Annotated in this window: 18 protein-coding genes and 5 tRNA genes; all 23 read right to left on the reverse strand. The window is 42.1% G+C overall.

Features of this window, described 5'->3' with window-relative positions; all coding sequences use genetic code 11:
• Window positions 1-12 precede the first annotated feature (12 nt).
• The 23 genes from rplL to IDJ76_RS05565 all read right to left on the reverse strand — a co-directional run bounded on the left by rplL (window position 13) and on the right by IDJ76_RS05565 (window position 15,927).
• Window positions 13-396, reverse strand: a complete 384-nt coding sequence (rplL, locus tag IDJ76_RS05455) for a 50S ribosomal protein L7/L12 (protein WP_191161584.1) — start codon at window positions 394-396, stop codon at window positions 13-15.
• Window positions 397-453: 57 nt separating this feature from the next.
• Window positions 454-972, reverse strand: coding sequence for a 50S ribosomal protein L10 (gene rplJ, locus IDJ76_RS05460; protein WP_191161586.1), 519 nt, complete (start codon window positions 970-972; stop codon window positions 454-456).
• Window positions 973-974: 2 nt separating this feature from the next.
• Window positions 975-1,673, reverse strand: coding sequence for a 50S ribosomal protein L1 (gene rplA, locus IDJ76_RS05465; RefSeq protein ID WP_191161588.1), 699 nt, complete (start codon window positions 1,671-1,673; stop codon window positions 975-977).
• A 56-nt stretch (window positions 1,674-1,729) separates the two neighbouring features.
• A complete protein-coding gene (gene rplK, locus IDJ76_RS05470; RefSeq protein ID WP_138806596.1) occupies window positions 1,730-2,170 on the reverse strand; it encodes a 50S ribosomal protein L11 in 441 nt (146 codons plus the stop codon).
• A gap of 189 nt (window positions 2,171-2,359) precedes the next feature.
• On the reverse strand, window positions 2,360-2,902 hold the full coding sequence (gene nusG, locus IDJ76_RS05475; RefSeq protein ID WP_191161590.1) for a transcription termination/antitermination protein NusG: 543 nt from the start codon (window positions 2,900-2,902) through the stop codon (window positions 2,360-2,362).
• A 4-nt stretch (window positions 2,903-2,906) separates the two neighbouring features.
• The gene (gene secE / locus IDJ76_RS05480) at window positions 2,907-3,101 is read right to left on the reverse strand and encodes a preprotein translocase subunit SecE (protein ID WP_191161592.1); all 195 of its coding nucleotides are present in this window, start codon (window positions 3,099-3,101) and stop codon (window positions 2,907-2,909) included.
• Between the two features lie 18 nt (window positions 3,102-3,119).
• Window positions 3,120-3,190, reverse strand: a tRNA-Trp gene (locus IDJ76_RS05485).
• A 124-nt stretch (window positions 3,191-3,314) separates the two neighbouring features.
• Window positions 3,315-4,502 (reverse strand): elongation factor Tu, encoded by a 1,188-nt coding sequence (gene tuf / locus IDJ76_RS05490; protein ID WP_191161594.1) that lies wholly within the window; start codon window positions 4,500-4,502, stop codon window positions 3,315-3,317.
• A gap of 65 nt (window positions 4,503-4,567) precedes the next feature.
• Window positions 4,568-4,639, reverse strand: a tRNA-Thr gene (locus IDJ76_RS05495).
• A gap of 96 nt (window positions 4,640-4,735) precedes the next feature.
• Window positions 4,736-4,808 (reverse strand) — tRNA-Gly (locus IDJ76_RS05500).
• 87 nt (window positions 4,809-4,895) lie between these two features.
• Window positions 4,896-4,976, reverse strand: a tRNA-Tyr gene (locus IDJ76_RS05505).
• 65 nt (window positions 4,977-5,041) lie between these two features.
• Window positions 5,042-5,114 (reverse strand) — tRNA-Thr (locus IDJ76_RS05510).
• A gap of 246 nt (window positions 5,115-5,360) precedes the next feature.
• On the reverse strand, window positions 5,361-5,708 hold the full coding sequence (gene hpf / locus IDJ76_RS05515) for a ribosome hibernation-promoting factor, HPF/YfiA family (RefSeq protein WP_191161596.1): 348 nt from the start codon (window positions 5,706-5,708) through the stop codon (window positions 5,361-5,363).
• Between the two features lie 13 nt (window positions 5,709-5,721).
• A complete protein-coding gene (locus IDJ76_RS05520) occupies window positions 5,722-6,636 on the reverse strand; it encodes a tyrosine-type recombinase/integrase (protein ID WP_191161598.1) in 915 nt (304 codons plus the stop codon).
• 93 nt (window positions 6,637-6,729) lie between these two features.
• Entirely contained in the window at window positions 6,730-6,921 is a 192-nt protein-coding gene (gene rpsU, locus IDJ76_RS05525) for a 30S ribosomal protein S21 (RefSeq protein ID WP_128531938.1), read from the reverse strand.
• A 99-nt stretch (window positions 6,922-7,020) separates the two neighbouring features.
• A complete protein-coding gene (locus IDJ76_RS05530; protein ID WP_191161600.1) occupies window positions 7,021-7,707 on the reverse strand; it encodes a hypothetical protein in 687 nt (228 codons plus the stop codon).
• A gap of 104 nt (window positions 7,708-7,811) precedes the next feature.
• Window positions 7,812-9,818, reverse strand: coding sequence for a M1 family metallopeptidase (locus IDJ76_RS05535; protein WP_191161602.1), 2,007 nt, complete (start codon window positions 9,816-9,818; stop codon window positions 7,812-7,814).
• Between the two features lie 123 nt (window positions 9,819-9,941).
• Complete coding sequence (locus IDJ76_RS05540) at window positions 9,942-10,289, reverse strand: Spx/MgsR family RNA polymerase-binding regulatory protein (RefSeq protein ID WP_191161604.1); 348 nt, start codon at window positions 10,287-10,289, stop codon at window positions 9,942-9,944.
• Between the two features lie 12 nt (window positions 10,290-10,301).
• On the reverse strand, window positions 10,302-12,692 hold the full coding sequence (locus tag IDJ76_RS05545; protein WP_191161606.1) for a TonB-dependent receptor domain-containing protein: 2,391 nt from the start codon (window positions 12,690-12,692) through the stop codon (window positions 10,302-10,304).
• A gap of 99 nt (window positions 12,693-12,791) precedes the next feature.
• Window positions 12,792-13,352, reverse strand: coding sequence for an aminoacyl-tRNA hydrolase (pth, locus tag IDJ76_RS05550; protein WP_191161608.1), 561 nt, complete (start codon window positions 13,350-13,352; stop codon window positions 12,792-12,794).
• 67 nt (window positions 13,353-13,419) lie between these two features.
• The gene (locus IDJ76_RS05555; RefSeq protein ID WP_191161610.1) at window positions 13,420-14,208 is read right to left on the reverse strand and encodes a hypothetical protein; all 789 of its coding nucleotides are present in this window, start codon (window positions 14,206-14,208) and stop codon (window positions 13,420-13,422) included.
• A 103-nt stretch (window positions 14,209-14,311) separates the two neighbouring features.
• On the reverse strand, window positions 14,312-14,890 hold the full coding sequence (locus tag IDJ76_RS05560; protein ID WP_191161612.1) for a 50S ribosomal protein L25/general stress protein Ctc: 579 nt from the start codon (window positions 14,888-14,890) through the stop codon (window positions 14,312-14,314).
• A 92-nt stretch (window positions 14,891-14,982) separates the two neighbouring features.
• Window positions 14,983-15,927: a ribose-phosphate pyrophosphokinase gene (locus tag IDJ76_RS05565; RefSeq protein ID WP_191161614.1), complete on the reverse strand. Its 945-nt coding sequence runs from the start codon at window positions 15,925-15,927 to the stop codon at window positions 14,983-14,985.
• Window positions 15,928-15,999: the final 72 nt, after the last annotated feature.

The following is a 15,999-nucleotide window of genomic DNA, read 5'->3' on the forward strand; positions in this document are numbered from 1 at the left end:
TAGGTGGTTAAATTATTTAACCTCAACTACTGCTCCGGCTTCCTCTAATTGAGTTTTCAAAGATTGAGCTTCTTCTTTAGTTACGCCGGTTTTAACCTCTTTAGGTGCACCGTCAACTAAATCTTTAGCTTCTTTCAAGCCTAAACCTGTAAGGTCTTTTACTAATTTAACAACTGCTAATTTTGAACCACCTGCTTCTTTCAGGATCACGTCAAATGCAGTTTGCTCAGCAGCAGCAGCAGGAGCGTCTTCGCCACCACCAGCAGCTGGTGCAGCAGCAACAGCTGCAGCAGCAGGCTCAATGCCATACTCGTCTTTCAAGATCTGAGCTAATTCGTTTACTTCTTTTACTGTTAAGTTTACCAACTGTTCAGCAAACGCTTTTAAATCCGCCATTTTATTTTATTTTTTACTTAATGCTTTTTTGTTTAAATCGAACTTTAAAGGTGTTCGTTAACCTCTTTCTTGTAATGTTTTCACAACACCTGCCAGTATATTTCCGCCTGATTGTAATGCAGAAATAACGTTCTTTGCTGGTGATTGCAGTAAGCCTACTATCTCGCCAATCAATTGTTCCTTTGATTTTAATTTGATCAAAGTGTCTAACTGATCGTCGCCAATGAAAATTGCCGAATCGATGTACGCTGCTTTTAAAAGTGGTTTGTCGCCTGCTTTTCTCAATTTCTTGATCAGCTTTGCCGGGGCAGTTGCTGATTTTGAGAAAAGGATAGTTGATGAACCTTTTAAAACGTCATAAATTGGTGTGTAATCACCTTCTGCAGCTTCCATAGCTTTTTCAATTAAGCTATTTTTTGCTACCAGCATGGTGATCTCATTTTCAAAGCATTGACGACGGATATTGTTCACTTTTGCAACCGTAAGATCAGACGTATCAGTAATATAGAAATTACCATACTCTTTCATCTGCTCAGTAAGGGCAAGAACAAGGTCGTATTTTTCTTCTTTATTCATGATTAAATTCCCGCTACTGATTTAGTTTCAATTGTAATACCCGGCGACATGGTTGAAGAGATGTGTATACTCTTAAAATATGTGCCCTTTGCTGCCGATGGTTTTAATTTAGAGATAGTTTGCAATACTTCTAATGCGTTCTCATAAATTTTCTCAGCAGTGAAAGATGCTTTTCCTATTGAAGTGTGAATGATACCGGTTTTGTCAACCTTGAAATCGATCTTACCACCTTTTACCTCAGTTACAGCTTTCCCAACTTCTGGGGTTACTGTACCTGATTTAGGGTTAGGCATAAGGTTACGCGGGCCCAATATACGACCCAAACGACCTACCTTAGCCATAACACTTGGCATAGTTATGATAATATCAACATCAGTCCATCCGCCTTCAATCTTGGCAATATAGTCATCCAAACCTACAAAATCCGCACCTGCATCTTTAGCTTCTTGTTCCTTATCAGGCGTACAAAGCACTAATACACGTACAGTTTTACCGGTTCCATGAGGTAAGGTAGCAATACCACGTACCATTTGATTGGCTTTACGTGGGTCAACTCCTAAACGTACATCAATATCAACAGATGAATCAAATTTAGTGTTGGTTAATTCCTTCACTAATGATGATGCTGCCTCTAACGTGTATGATTTGTTGGCCTCAATTTTGGATAGTGCCGCTTTTTGATTTTTTGTTAATCTAGCCACTGTCTTAAACTGATTTGTATAAATTAATTAATATTAACCCTGATGTTCGGGGTTAATTAGTTCCAGGGAGCCGTACCTGATACGGTTATTCCCATACTGCGGGCAGTACCTGCCACCATTTTCATGGCTGATTCTACTGTGAATGCATTCAAATCAGTCATTTTATCTTTTGCAATGCCTTCAACCTGCTCCCAGTTTACACTGGCAACTTTTTTACGGTTTGGCTCTGCAGAACCACCCTTTAAGCCTGTTGCTTCTAAAAGCTGTATAGCTACCGGAGGGGTTTTGATGATAAAATCGAAAGACTTGTCGACATAAACAGTAATAACTACAGGTAACACTTTACCAGGTTTGTCCTGGGTACGTGCGTTGAACTGCTTGCAAAACTCCATAATGTTCACACCCTTTGCACCCAATGCCGGGCCAATTGGTGGAGATGGGTTTGCAGCGCCGCCCTTCACTTGTAGCTTTACCATCGCACCGACTTCTTTTGCCATTTTGATTTGTTTTAATTATAACTCAATGTTAGTAAGTGGAAGCTAAGTAACATTTAAGATCGTGAGTGGTGAGTTGTCAATAGTGAGTTTTACCTCTCCTCCAAATCTCAACACATATTATATTTTTTTTGGTTTTTTGGCCGGGGCTGACAATGAAAACTCACTACTCACCACTGCCTACTCGCCAAACTACTCTTTCTCTACCTGCATGTAATTCAATTCAAGCGGCGTACGGCGCCCAAATATCTTTACCATTACCTTTAGTTTCTTTTTCTCTTCGTTAACCTCTTCAATAACGCCGCTAAAGCCATTGAATGGGCCATCCATTACCTTAACATTTTCGCCAACGTAATAGGGTACATTCATAGTTTCGCCCTGTGTGGTCATCTCATCAACCTTACCTAAAATACGGTTAACTTCTGCCTGGCGCAACGGAATAGCGTTACCTTGTTTATCACCCAAAAAGCCAATCACACTATTAATGTTCTTGATCACGTGCTCTAACTCACCATCTAAAGCGGCTTCCATTAAAACATAGCCCGGGAAGTAGTTGCGTTCTTTTGCAATTTTCTTACCATCGCGCATTTGGTAGTATTTTTCGGTAGGGATCAATACCTGCGGTACAAGGTGGGCAATGCCTAAACGGGCCACTTCTGCATCAACGTATTGCTTAACCTTTTTTTCTTTACCACTTATGGCACGCACAACATACCATTTTAATTGATCGCTCATCTAATTAGGCTAATGAAGTGTAAAACTTGTTTAATACGTAACCTATTATTTGATCCATACCAAATATAAACAGAGCAATAATAATTGCGGCTACCAACACCAATACGGCACTGCTTTGCAGCTCGCGCCAGGTTGGCCAGGTTACCTTCTCTGTCAACTCAATGTATGATTCTTTTATATATTCAGTTACGCTTGCCATTTTATTATTACTGTTATGCACGGGAACAAGGATTCGAACCCTGATCAAAGGTTTTGGAGACCTCTATTCTACCATTGAACTATTCCCGTGTATTTAAATCTCCAAAAAACGGAAATTGATACTTTTTACCTATTGTGAATAAAGTACCGAGACATTTGCCCCGGTACTTTACACAAAAATTAACCGTTTTGCTACCCATTTAAGGGTATTTAATTATGCTAATATTTCAGTTACCTGACCAGCACCTACTGTTCTGCCACCTTCACGGATAGCGAAACGTAAGCCTTTTTCCATAGCAATAGCGTTGATTAGCTTTACAGTGATTGTAACGTTATCACCTGGCATAACCATTTCTACACCTTCGGCCAATGAAATTTCACCAGTTACGTCAGTTGTACGGAAATAGAATTGAGGACGGTATTTGTTGAAGAACGGCGTGTGACGGCCACCTTCTGCTTTTGATAATACGTAAACCTCAGCTTTGAAATCTGTATGTGGGTTAACTGAACCTGGTTTGCAAATAACCATACCACGACGGATATCAGTTTTTTCAATACCACGTAACAATAAACCTACGTTATCACCAGCTTCACCACGGTCAAGGATCTTGCGGAACATTTCCACACCTGTAACTGTAGATTTTAAGTTTTCAGCACCCATACCAAGGATGTCTACTTGCTCACCTGAGTTGATAACACCACGCTCTATACGACCTGTTGCAACAGTACCACGACCAGTGATCGAGAATACATCTTCAACCGGCATCAAGAAAGGCAATTCAGTCAAACGAGGAGGAATTGGAATGTAAGCATCAACTGCATCCATTAATTCCATAATTTTTGCAACCCATGTAGGCTCGCCGTTAAGGCCACCCAAGGCTGAACCCTGAATAACAGGAATATCATCACCAGGGAAATCGTAGAATGATAATAATTCGCGAATTTCCATTTCAACAAGTTCTAATAACTCTGGATCATCAACCATATCCACTTTGTTCATGAATACAACCAATGAAGGTACACCTACCTGGCGTGCAAGCAGGATGTGCTCGCGAGTTTGTGGCATTGGACCGTCAGTAGCAGCAACAACAATGATTGCACCATCCATCTGAGCAGCACCTGTAACCATGTTTTTCACGTAATCCGCGTGACCTGGACAGTCAACGTGAGCGTAGTGACGGTTTGCAGTTGAGTACTCAACGTGCGCAGTGTTGATAGTTATACCACGTTCTTTTTCTTCAGGAGCTGAGTCAATTGAATCGAATGAACGAGCTTCTGATAAACCTGCATCAGCTAATACTTTAGTGATAGCTGCAGTAAGGGTTGTTTTGCCGTGGTCAACGTGACCGATTGTACCGATGTTTAAGTGCGGTTTACTGCGGTCAAATTTTTCTTTTGCCATGATTTATATTTGTTTGTAGGTTAATTTATTATTAAAATGTATTATACTTATTACGCAATATAATGAGCCAACAATGGGATTTGAACCCATGACCTCTTCCTTACCAAGGAAGTGCTCTACCCCTGAGCTACGTCGGCTTGTTTTTAGTTCATTAGTTCACTCCTTATCAGTTCATTGGTATTACTTGCTTAGCACAAATGAACTAATGAACCAAGCAACCATTGAACCAACCGAGCGGAAGACGAGGTTCGAACTCGCGACCTATAGCTTGGAAGGCTATCGCTCTACCAACTGAGCTACTTCCGCAAAATAAGTAGTGAATTACTGATTTAGCGAATGACTGATTTAAAAACCATTCAAACTCACTAATTCACTAACTCACTAATTAAAAAGTGGGGGGAGAAGGATTCGAACCTTCGTAGCCGAAGCAGCGGATTTACAGTCCGCCCCATTTGACCGCTCTGGTATCCCCCCATTGTTAATTCCGGACTAATGATATTCAAAGTTGAAGCTAAATATCACTCTTCCGAAATAAACAGAGCCTCCTATCGGGATCGAACCAATGACCTACTGATTACAAGTCAGTCGCTCTACCAGCTGAGCTAAGGAGGCTTTTAATTGTTGCCATTCCCGTCGTACACCGTAGTAGTAGCTCAGGAAAGTGGCTGCAAATTAATTTTGCGCTATTATTTTTTATTTTAAAGAACCATTCCCCTTATATACGAGCGGCGATTAAGACCTCTCTGAAAGGGATTGCAAATCTACAAAAAATTAAGGCTGTGCAAAATATTTTTACAAAAAAAATCGGCAGGCTTAAAGCCCGCCGATTCGTGCGTGTTTTGCGTTATATGTATGTGCCTAAAAATCTTCTTCTTCCGATACTAAGGCCGCTTTTTTAGCAGCTTCAGCAGCGATAGATTTTTTGGTTTTATACTTCTCTATTTGTTTACGAAGGCTCTCGACAACCAGGTCTGTAGCCTCTTCAAAGCTCTTACACTTCTCCTTCGCAAATATCTGGCTGCCGGGCAGCAACAGCTTTATCTCCGTTACCTTATTGGCCTCGTCGCCTACGTTCTCCAGTTTTAAATAAACCTCGCCGCTAATAATCTGATCAAAAAACGTTTCCAGCTTATCAACCTTCTTTTGAATAAAGTCCAGCAATTTAACGTCTGCTGTAAAGTGAATAGATTGCACTGTAATTTTCATTTTTCCTCCTGTTTTAACCCTTTGGATGGGCTTGTTTGTAAATAGACTTTAAACGTTCAACTGAATTATGGGTATAAATTTGGGTTGCGCTTAAATTAGCATGGCCCAAAAGTTCTTTAATGGCGTTTAAATCGGCGCCTTTGTTTAATAAACTGGTTGCAAATGTGTGCCTTAGCACATGAGGGCTGCGTTTTTGCTGGGTTGATATGTTAGACAGGTATCTGTGCACAGTATTATATATGAGTTTCGGATATACGTCGGCTCCTTTATTTGTAACGAGTAAGGTTAAGGAATTGTTATTAATTTTTTCACTTTTCTTAACCTCAATATACCGCTTTAACAGTTGCACCAGCTCGCTGTTAAGGGGTATAATCCTCTGTTTGTTGCGCTTACCTAAAACTTTTACGGTATTTTCATAAAAATCAACATCTGTTTCTTTTACACCTACCAGCTCGGCCAGGCGCATGCCGGTGCCAAACAGCATCTCTATAACCAGCTTATCGCGGGTGCCTTCAAAATCATCGGCAAAAATCTTGTCAAATTCGCCATCCATTTTGCCGTCAAGCATGCCGGTGAGCTTATCACCATCAACCACCACAGGTAAATATTTAGGCACTTTAGGTGCGCTGATGCGCGATGTTGGATTAGCGGTAATATCCCCCTCCTGTAATGAAAACTTAAAGTATTTGCGTAACGTAGCGATTTTGCGGGTAACAGAACGCGCGGATACCCCGTCATCCATCAGCTGCACCATCCAGTTACGGATATCGTGATGGGTAACATCGGCAGGGCCGGTAACAGATGGCTGGGTGTGGGGTGGGTTTAAAAACAGCAGGAACTGGTCAAGGTCCGACTGGTAAGCTGATACAGTATGCGGCGAGTACCGCTTCTCAAATTTAATGTACTGTATGAACTTATCTAAAAACATAAAAACTATTTATACACCCAAGTAAATTGAATGTACAAATAGTTTTTTTATAGTGACAAGAAAATCTGTAAAATTCTTTCTGTGAAGAAAAAATTAAACAGTCTCGATGTTCATGTTCTGTTTGTAAATGGCATGTTTAATTTCGTGCCTGCGAGTAATAGATTTTTTCTCAAAAGCCTGGCGACTGCGCAGCTCTCTTAAAACTCCTGTTTTCTCGAATTTCTTTTTAAAGCGTTTTAATGCCTTATCTAATGACTCTCCGTCTTTTACGTTAATTATGATCATATCCCAAATACCTCCTTTCAGGGACGACAAAGGTAGATAAAACTTTTACATTCTGAAATACAATATTTAATAATTATCTATGCGTTTTCAGCAAGCTAATTATTCGGTCTTAAGGGCGGGTAAGGCGCGTTTATCGGCAGGTAACGACTGGTACTTTTTGTAGCTATCATTAATGTAGGCCACTACCGACTCGGAATTATTAGACTTCAAAAATTGGTAGGTTGGGCGGTAGAGTGATATAAAGTTTAACAGTTCCTTCCCTTTCAAAGGCACTAAACTACCTACATATACCGGACTAAACACGGCATCGACATGGCGTTCCTCAGATTCCGTACGGAAATAGCGCTTTAACCGGCGGGCATCCTTACCTTCTTTACTAAACCATGTTGACGGTGAGAATGCGTACACTTTACTTTTCTCATAAACTTCGGCATATTCAACCCGGGGGTTAAAATCTGCTCGGGTTGCTGTAACGTTTACCTGGCTCAGGTTAATCGTTTTCGATACCAGGTCGATCCGCCTTGTCAGTAAATCAATAAGGTACAAGGTATCGGGCAGATAACCCGGTGAATTAAATACGATGGTATGCCCGGTAGCCGCTTTGATGGTAAAATTACCATCTTTATCCGTAATGGTAACTTGCTTGTTGGTCACGTTCTTTATAAAAACGTTGGTAAGCTTGGTGCTGCTTTTATCTTCATAAACGGTGCCCTTAAGTGTGTTTTGTGCCCGGGCAAAAGTCGAGGCAAATATTATTACGGCTATAACTGGTAGGATCTTTGACATGGCTGGTGAAGTATATAACTGATTAACCTATAAAAACCTTGATGGTTTGTGTAAATCGGTATAAAGAACAACAAAAAACCCGGCTTAAACCGGGTTTTAAATTGTTATTGCTTTTTCCAGACGTTGTTATCCGGATTGAAGTCGGGCAGTACCTTATCGGGGTCATAAGTTACAGATTCAATCTCCTCTGTTGATGCATGTTTCACTACAAAGGTTTTATTACGCTCCCAGATCTCGACAGGTAGTTTTAAACGCTCTGTTTTACCGCTGATGTACTTGACCTCCAAAATGGTTGGCATAGCCATTTTTTCCATATTGGTGATACTGATCAATGAGCCTTTTGACGGATCATCGTTGATATATTTTACCCCATCAACGGCAACATCCAGCCGCCAGTTGTTTACAAACCACCCCCTCCAGAACCATTGCAGGCTTTCGCCACTGGCGTTCTCCATCGTGCGGAAAAAATCATCAGGCGTTGGGTGTTTAAATGCCCAGCGTGCTATGTAGGTTTTAAACGCATAGTCGAAACGTTCAGGGCCTAATATCTGCTCTCGCAATAACGTTAAACCGGCACCCGGTTTAAAATAGAGCAGTGTACCATTATTAGCTTCCTTCAAATTCTCGGGGTTGCTCATTACAGGCTCCAGGTTGGGGTTGGTTAAACGGCCGCCGGTGTACTGCATATCTGTTGGCCTTTTAGGTGCATATTCGCCTTTATTAAAATCTGCTGTGCTTAGTGTGTTGATGAAAGTGTTAAAGCCCTCATCCATCCAGCCATACAAACGCTCGTTAGAACCCACGATCATTGGGAACCAGGTGTGGCCAAACTCGTGGTCGTTCACACCCCAGAGCTGGCTTTTTTTGGCTCTTGATCCACAGAAAACAATCCCCGGATATTCCATACCGCCTACTGAGCCGGCAACTGCTGTTGCCGCAGGGTAAGGGTACTCGAACCATTTTTGCGAATTATATTCAATAGATTTTTTTACATATTCGGTACTGCGGCCCCAGGCATCGTTGCCGTTGCTTTCTGTTGGGTAGGCTGATATAGCGATTGACTTTTTGCCACTTGGCAGGTCCATTTTAGCGGCATCAACGATAAACGCTGCCGACGATGCCCATGATGCGTCGCGTGCGTTTTTAATCTTGAATTTCCAGGTCAGTTCTTTTTTACCCGCCGGGCGCGATGCCGCGTTGGTCACCTCGTCTGCCGTGCGGATCATCACCGTTGTTTCGCTTTTTGCTGCTTCGGCCCAGCGTTTCACCTGCTCGGGCGTGTAAACCTCTGTTGGGTTTTGCAACTCGCCGCTGGCTACAACAATATGGTTGGCGGGTGCGGTGATGCTCAAGTCAAAATCGCCGTACTCCAGGTAAAATTCACTTGGCCCGGTGTAGGGTAAGGCGTTCCAGCCCATTACATCATCATACACATACATACGCGGGTACCATTGAGCAATGGTATAGATCTTACCGTTTTTAGTTGTTTGGTAACCCGTACGGTCCGATCCATACTCGGGTACAATGTACGAATACTCGATGTTCAGTTTTATTTGCCCGCCGTTTGCCGCAACAATTTGCGCAGGTGTTAAAAATATCTGCATGCGGGTATCATTGATCAGGTACTTCAAGTCGGTAGCGGCAGCACCTTTAGCACCCACCATTTTTACCGACTTTATTTTGTAACCTGCATCGGCCAGGGCTGCACGGCCACCTGTACCATTTCGGCTACCCGTTGGCGGGATAATTGCCGATCCGCGAGAATCTGCCTTAAACAAATTCTGATCCAGTTGCATCCACAAAAAGCTTAAACGTTGCGGGCTGTTGTTGGTATAGGTTAAAACCTCGGTACCGATAACCTCGTTAGTTTGGTCATCCAACTTGGCGGCCAGTTGATAATCGGCACGGTTTTGCCAGTATTTAGGACCTTGCTGTCCATCGGCCGCCCTAAACTCCGACCCATTTTTGGTGTAGAAGAACGGCGCAAAGGCATCGTGATAATCATATTTAGATACCGGCGGCGGGGTTGTTGCCGGTGCCTGTTGTGCCTGGCTAATGCTGCACAAGCTGGTAAAAGCCAGTGTACAACCGGCTATCAGTTTAAATTTCATGTTTTAATAATTGATTAGGCAAGTATACTGCAAATAATAATATTGCACAGCGCGGGTAAACGTATTGTTACCTGTGGATAAAAGGAATATTACCTTGAAAAGTAGCCGTTTGTTTTGGCTTACTTACTTTTTAAAATGACCGGCATAAACTGCTTCATCAAAACCGAAGAAAAGGAAGTCGCCATCTTCAATAACGGGGCGTTTGATCATGCTGGTTTTCTGTTGCAACAACTTCAGCGCATCATCCTTTGTTTTGATGCCGTCTTTAACCGCAGGGTCCAGCTGTTTGTAGGTGAGGCCCTGTTTGTTCATGAACTTTTCATAACCCGCCTTAGCGTCCCACTCCTCCAACTTATCTGCGCTTACACCCAACTTTTTAAAATCCTGAAACTCATAAGCTACATGTTGAGCCTTTAACCAATCTATTGCCTTTTTAACCGTATTGCAGTTAGTGATACCGTAAACTTTCATGTGGCAAAAATACTAATTTCTGCTTCCTCCGCTGCTGTCGTCGTTATTTATCCCACGCTGATTTTTCTTAATGGTGCTATTCAGTTTACCGAATTTATAATTGAAGCTAAGGCCAAAAGTGCGGAAGATCTGGTAGTTATAGGTAGTTGTCCGGAAATCATCGGTGATCGTTCTAAAGTCAAGTTTTATGTACTTGCTAAAAGGACCATTCGCATATAAAGATATCGATGCTTTTTTACCGAACATTTCCTTAGATACGTTAGCCCCGTAACCTAAATAATAATTGTCTGTACCCTGCAATAACACGTAGCGGCTATCAAACCCTATGTTTGCACCTATCCTGAAGCCATCGTCAAACTTATAGCTGGCATTAGTGAACACATGGCCCTGCTGGCCGCTGTTGCTGTAAAATTGACCATTAAAAGCACCTTTTAACCAAACCTGCTGAATTTCGGCGTTTACATTGAGGTTTAATTTGGGAGTGAATGGGATGGTCATATTTAAATCAAGGGCCAGATTTTTGTTTTTACCTACATTGGCAAACGAAGTTGTAGTTACATTGCCATTCACGCTGGCCAGGTTTTGGATAGTATTGTTAGCGAATGAATAACTGCTGCTCAGGTTAAACGAACCTTTGGTAAACCGGCCATAGCTCAATTCAAAGTTATTATTTACAGCGGGCACTAATGAGGGATTACCAACCGTGATGTATAAGGGGTTACTGCGGTTAACAAACGGGTTTAACTGGTAAATGCCCGGGCGTTGAATGCGTTGAGTAAACCCGAATGTTAAGGTGCTGCCGGTTAAACTGCGCTGAATAGATACTGACGGCACCAAGTTATTAAAGCCCTGATCCAGATTAGTTGCTGTTGATGAGAAGTTGGCCTTAATATCCGTTCGCTCAAAACGTGCACCACTTTTAAAAGTCCATTTATCCAACTTAAGCAGGTATGAGTTATAAAGACTGTAAACATCCTGCTTGTAATCAAAATCGTTGGTTTGTGTTGGATCGTTTACGTATTCGCCGCTGGCGGTCAATATATCGTTCCGAAAATTGCTAAAGTTAGCCCGGTTGATCATTTTACCGCCGGCTTCTATTGTAATAGCTTTTAGCGGATGCACATAGTCTAACTGGGTTGTATGCTCTTTTGACCCTGCCTTGTTAAATTGGCGGTAATCGGTTGTGTTACCCGGACTAACGTTATTATTAGTGCTGTTTCCGTTATTACTGTATTTGTATGATGCGGTAAGCAATTGGTTTTTATTGCGTTTAAAACCATGTTGATAATTCAGGCCAAAATCTCCTCCATTATATCCGCCGCTGCCAATATTAGTGGTATTATAGTTGGTAGCGATGCCATTATCAACCTGCATAGTTAGCTGGTTGCTACCCTGTGTGTTGTTACTTTTATAATAATTAAATGTACCGGTTAATAAATTAAGGGTGTCGGCCTCAAAACTTAACTCGGTACTAACGTAGTTGTTACTCCCTCCGTTGTAGTTGCTGCCGCTTTGCATAATGGTTGATGGCTGTTTTAAAAACTCGGTAGAGTTGGTAAATGGCGTATTAACATCCCTGCGGTTACCTACGCCACCAAAGGCATTTATACCAAACTTCCCCTGCTTAAGGGTAAGGTTTAAATTAGTACGATAGCCGAAAACGGTGTTATAGTAAGCATTAACAGATCCGTTATAGCCTTGATCGGCATTTTTAGAAGTAATGATATTAATGATACCGGCTAACCCTTCAGCATCGTATTTTGCGGGTGGCGTAGTAATCACCTCTATTTTAACAATGTTGGTGCCCGGCATAGCCTTTAATATGTCTGCCGGGTTACGTGCCATTAATGCCGATTCCTTACCATTTAGCAAAATCTTATAATTACCGCTGCCCCGCAGTTTGATAGCGTCGTTAGCATCAACAGAAAGCAATGGTACCTTTCTAAGCATATCCAGCGCGGAAAGGCTTTTGCTTTCCGGGTCGGCCAGCACATCATAGCTAATGCGGTCAACTTCTTGTTTCATCAGCGGCCTGGCGGCCACCACCGATACTTCCTTCAATTGCTTGCTTGACGGGGATAAATTGACCGTACCAACATCTTCTATAGCCTTATTGCCGCTGATGTTTAACACCTTGGTGCGATAACCTACAAACAATACAGATAATTTATAGGCCTTTGCCGGCAATTTACTTATCTCGAAAACACCGTCATCCTTAGTTAGCATGCTCTTCACGGGCGCATTAGTAACTGCATCTGTAATGGCAATGGTAGCATAACCCATCGGTTTGTTTATAGCCGAATCGATAACGATACCCTTAACCGTAATAGTTGGTGGTGTAGTTTGCGCAAAAGACAGCGCGGATAAAATACAGGCAAGTGCAGTAAGTAAAAATATTTTCATTCAGTTGCTTTGGGTGATTAGACACGTAAATGTACATTACCGTTGCACCAAAAAATACTTTTTAACAATTATTTAACTAAATCCTTAGTAACAAATTAATTACTTATTGAACCTGGTCATGGTTAACTCGGTGCCGACGGTGGCAAAGCTTTTGATCATCTCGATAGAGCGGTCTATTAATGCGGGCAGTTCCGGCTTTTCATCATCGTCAAAGCCGCTTAGCACGTAATCAACCTGGCGGCCTTTGGGGTAGTTGTCGCTCACGCCAAAACGAAGGCGCGCATATTCATTGTTACCTAAAGTAGCTTCAATGTGTTTTAAACCATTATGGCCGGCAGCGCTACCTTTGGGTTTAAGGCGCAGGGTGCCTAATGGCAGGGCGATATCGTCTACAATAACCAATACGTTCTCAACGGGGATCTTCAGTTCCTTCATCCAGTGGTTCAGGGCCCTGCCGCTTAAGTTCATGTAGGTGGTTGGTTTGATGAGGTGCAGCATCCGGCCTTTGTAGGGTACTTCGGCATAATACGCGTGGCGCATGCTGTAAAACTTCTCCTTCTCCTGTTTCACCAGTTCATCCAGCACCATAAAGCCGATGTTGTGCCGGGTATCGGCATACTCGGGCCCTATGTTTCCTAAACCAACTACCAGGTATTTCATTTTGCGAAAATAGCTAATCTTAAGGCCAAATTACAAGCGAATTTTAATTGCAAAAACCACTATAAAGTTAATAGTTTATAAATATTTCAGACACATTATCGGGAGAACCGGCAACTGTCTGAATTATATTGGCGATAGGCAGCGTAGCTAATACCTTTTTATGATTTCCATTTATTTTATCGTATCCGGTTACCAACTGATAATGCGATGATTTCCTGTTACTTAATACAATTGGTTTTGGCGACTTAAAAACCAGTGCATCTTCTCCGTTTGCTAACTTCTCACTATGCGGCCCGTCAAACACTTCCCCTGTAGCAGTATTGATTACGCTACATTCCATAAAAGGCTTTAAATCTTTACTGATGATATGGTAGTGCCAAAATGTAGCTTTAGCGTGGAAGGTAATGTTGTATTTAGCGGGCATACCCTGAACTATCTTCAGGTTGATCATGCCAAACAGGTGTTTATTATCGGCTACAGAAGGCAAAGCGTTAACAGAAAAATCAGTCGTTAGGGCCCTCCGTACCGTTTCGGTTAATGCCAAATTATTTTCTTGGGTTGAATAGTTGGAAAAGCGAAGTAGCTTCCCATCCAAAGCCGACCGAGTTATTAAGCTATAGTTAAAAAAAGCAGGATCGTTTAAAACCAGCTCAAAATCAAGTTCCGTTCTAACGGCGTCTTTTAAATTTTCACTAAATAAGATTATTCCGTTTGCTACAGGTTTTATCAATAGCCCCTGCTCAACCATTCTTGTTGTAGTTTCGGCAGTGGGTTTTGTGACCATACCATTAAATTTGAAATCAGTAAAATAATCGTGGCTAAAAAAAATAGAGGTTAACTGTTCTAACTCGGTCATGGTTTAAAGATACCCAAAAAGGACAAAAAAAATAGCGATGGGTATAAAACCCATCGCTATTAAATTAAATCAGTTGATCACCTTAATCGGTGGTAACTCCCAATTATTTTTTACCGGCTTCTTGTTCTGCCTGACGTAACGCACGTGATGTAGTTACAGATACGATTGTATCTTCCTGTGCATTGGTAATAGTTAAGTTTGGCAAGTTAATCTCGCTAACTTTTACAGATTTACCAACTTCAAGCTCGCCGATGCTCACTTCGATGTTATCTAAATGATCTTTCGGTAAAGCTTTAACGCGCAGTTTACGTAATTTCTGCACTAATTTACCACCCACTTTTACACCTGGTGAAGTACCTGTTAATTTTACAGGAATTTCGATAGTGATAGGTTTCTTTTCATCTAACAACAAAAAGTCAACGTGGATAAGCTGCTCCGTTAATGGGTGGAACTGCATATCTTTAATGATAGCCTGTGATTTAACACCAGCAACTTCGATGTCGATGAAATGAACAACCGGAGTATAAACTACGGCCCTCATATCAGCTGCGGACACTGAAAAGTGGGTTTGTGTTGGCCCACCGTAAAGTACTGCAGGCACTAAGCCCTGGTAACGCAGTTCTTTAGCGTCTCTTTTCCCTACGTTCTCTCTCGGAGAACCGCTAATAGCAATTGATTTCATTATTTATTTATATACAAGCCATACCAACATGGTATGGATATTTTTAATCTCTCTTACTGCTATGGACTATTGACCATAGACTATTGACTTTCTTAATCAACCTTAAACAACTGGCTTATCGAGCCGTGTTCGTTTACATTGCTTATAGCCTGTGCAAACAGTTTAGCAGTTGACAGCACCCTTATTTTAGGGCTGGTGTGCTTTAACGGGATGGTATCTGTCACTATCAGTTCGGTTAGAGCCGAGTTCTCGATAGTTTCATAAGCCTTACCCGATAACACAGGGTGCGTACAAACTGCACGTACACTGCGCGCACCGCGCTCCATAATTAAACCGGCGGCCTTTGCAAGCGTACCGGCAGTATCGCAAATGTCATCTATCAGTACAATGTCCTGATCGGTAACATCCCCGATGATGGTCATGCTTTCAATTTCATTTGCACGCTTACGGCGCTTATCGCAAATTACCACTTCGGCACTAAAGAACTTTGCAAAGCTGCGGGCCCTGTATGAGCCGCCCATATCCGGCGATGCAATTGTTATATTACCTAAACCAAGGCTTTTGATGTAAGGCACAAATATGATCGATGCATCCAGGTGATCTACCGGTACATCAAAAAATGCCTGTATCTGTGCAGCGTGCAGGTCCATCGTCATGATACGGTTAATACCTGCCGCCACTAATAAATTTGCTACCAGTTTTGAGCCGATGGCAACACGCGGCTTATCTTTCCTGTCCTGGCGGGCCAAACCGAAGTAAGGGATAACTGCTATAATATAATGGGCTGATGCACGGCGGGCGGCATCGATCATCATGAGCAGTTCCATCAGGTTATCGGTAGGTTGGTGCGTGCTTTGAATTAAAAACACATCACAACCGCGGATAGACTCGTTAAAATGGGGCTGAAATTCGCCGTCGCTAAAACGCGATAAAACTACATCGCCGAGCTCCTGGCCGTAAGATGCAGCAATATTTGTTGATAGTTCCTTTGAACCGGAACCTGCAAATAGCTTAACTGTATTAAACTGTAAAGGCATCTTTCTTTGGATTTCGAATTTCGGATGTTCAATTTCGAATTGCTTCTCTACTTCCCATCCCCATAATATCAA

The sequence above is a fragment of the Mucilaginibacter glaciei genome (genome assembly GCF_014773245.1).
In the GTDB taxonomy this organism is placed as follows: domain Bacteria; phylum Bacteroidota; class Bacteroidia; order Sphingobacteriales; family Sphingobacteriaceae; genus Mucilaginibacter; species Mucilaginibacter glaciei.